Origin of the sequence: Oryzibacillus soli (genome assembly GCF_051594765.1) — a bacterium.
GTDB lineage: Bacteria > Bacillota > Bacilli > Paenibacillales > NBRC-103111 > Paenibacillus_AR.
Map to the genome: position 1 here is coordinate 1 of NZ_JBPPGJ010000103.1, position 357 is coordinate 357.

At 47.6% G+C, this 357-nt stretch carries 1 protein-coding gene; it reads left to right on the forward strand.

The window, feature by feature from the left end; translation table 11 throughout:
* A partial coding sequence (locus ACSEXW_RS28335; RefSeq protein WP_438449522.1) for a hypothetical protein occupies positions 1-357 on the forward strand: 357 nt, incomplete at both ends.

The following is a 357-nucleotide window of genomic DNA, read 5'->3' on the forward strand; positions in this document are numbered from 1 at the left end:
CGGAACAGCAATGGACAAGGCATATCCCATGGAGTCGAGGGGGAGTTGGTGGAGAAAGGACATTAGACTTCCAGCGAACGAAGAAGGATATTATCAAATCCAGCTAACGGCAGAACGAAACTACATTTTCAGTGCAGCAGGAAGCACTGGTGTTACCGTGTATGACGGCAACAAAAAAGCGATTGGATCGAGTGCTACCTCCAAGATTAGCTTTACAGCGGATCAAAGCGGAACGTATTACATCCAAATCCAAGGGGGCAATACGACAAGGGACTACACCGCCTACCTATCGGAGGAAATTCGAATACCGGGACCAAGCAAAAGTACAATAAGCGGGTCATCATCTTGGTATTCCCT